The organism is Paraburkholderia podalyriae (genome assembly GCF_014397785.1).
Classification (GTDB): Bacteria; Pseudomonadota; Gammaproteobacteria; order Burkholderiales; family Burkholderiaceae; genus Paraburkholderia; species Paraburkholderia podalyriae.
Genome location: NZ_VZQQ01000210.1, coordinates 1 through 1,509 on the forward strand (window position 1 = coordinate 1; position 1,509 = coordinate 1,509).

Annotated in this window: 1 protein-coding gene; it reads left to right on the plus strand. The window is 60.6% G+C overall.

What is annotated here, in order from left to right:
* The first annotated feature begins 53 nt into the window (after positions 1–53).
* On the plus strand, positions 54–1,493 hold the full coding sequence (tnpC, locus tag F6X42_RS42555) for an IS66 family transposase (RefSeq protein ID WP_222945938.1): 1,440 nt from the start codon (positions 54–56) through the stop codon (positions 1,491–1,493).
* Positions 1,494–1,509 lie beyond the last annotated feature (16 nt).

Genomic DNA, 1,509 nt, shown 5'->3' on the forward strand with positions numbered 1-1,509 from the left:
GTGACTATTCAGCCGGTGTTGTAAACAGCGGCTGAACCTGGCATAGTTGCGGCATGAAGAAGAGTGCCGAGCTCCAGGTTCCCGATCTCAAGACGCTGACGCACGAGCAGAAGGATGCGCTCATCATCGAGCTGGTGGGGCTCGTCAATGACCTTCTCAGACGCGTGAGTGAACTGGAGGCAAGGCCGGGGAAGGACAGTCACAACTCGAGCAAGCCGCCGTCGTCGGACGGCTTTGCAAAGAAGACGCGCAAGACGCGCTCCCTGCGTGAGGCGTCCCGCAAGAAGGCCGGTGGGCAAATCGGTCACGAAGGGACAACACTCAAGCAGCTCGAGCGGGCGACCCGGATCGTGTCTCACCCATTGCCAGCGCAATGCACTCGTTGTCACAACCCACTGCCGCAGGACGAAGCACGCGTGTCGGAGCGCCGGCAAGTCTTCGATGTGCCCGCGCCCGCCTGTGATGTCATCGAGCACCGTACGCTGGAACTGGTCTGCCGGTGCGGCCAATCGCACACAAGTACTTTTCCGGCGGGCGTGAGCGGGGCAGTTCAATATGGTCCGAACCTGCGAGCCTTGGGCGTGCATCTGACACAAGGGCAGCTCTTGCCGTTCGCGCGCGCGGCCCAGCTCATTGAAGACCTGCATGGCATCGCTGTTTCGCCGGGCACGCTGGTGTCATGGGTGAGCGAAGCACGCAGCGCGTTGGACAGCACGGCCGCTGTCATCGCCGATCAACTGGGCAAGGCGCCGATACTACATGCCGACGAGTCCGGGCTGCGCGTTGCCAGCAAGCTCCATTGGCTGCATGTCGCGGCAAGCGAGACGCACACGTGGTATGGCGTTCATGCCCGACGCGGCATGGAAGCTATCGAAGCGCATGGCATTTTGCCCAGGCGTCTGGGCGTGCTGGTTCACGATTGCTGGGCGCCGTACTGGCAACTCGATTGCATCCATGCGCTGTGCAACGCGCACCTCATGCGCGAGCTGGTCTACGTACAAGAGCTCACCGGCCAGGTTTGGCCACAACGGATGAAGGATTTTCTGCTCAATGCCAACGTCCTATGCGAGGCGGCACGACACCGGCAGATCCCACTTTCCACCGAAGACATCGCAGCCTTGAGCTCGCACTACGATGCGATCCTGTGCGAGGGGGAGCGGCTTAATCCTCAGGTAACCAAACCGGCAGGCAAACGTGGCCGCAGCAAGCAGTCCACCGCCTTCAACCTGCTGCGCCGCTTGAGGCAACATGCCGATGCGGTGCTGCTTTTTATCCGCGATCCGGCTGTGCCGTTCACCAACAATCTCGGTGAACGAGCCGTCCGTATGCCAAAAGTTAAACAGAAAATATCCGGCTGCTTTCGCACACTCGACGGGGCCGAAAATTTCTGCGTCATTCGTTCCTGCCTCGACACACTCCACAAGCAAGGGCATCGCATGCTCGACGTATTACGGCGTGCCTTTGCTGGCGATCCTATACGGCCTGCAACCTAGCTGCTGAACTGTCACG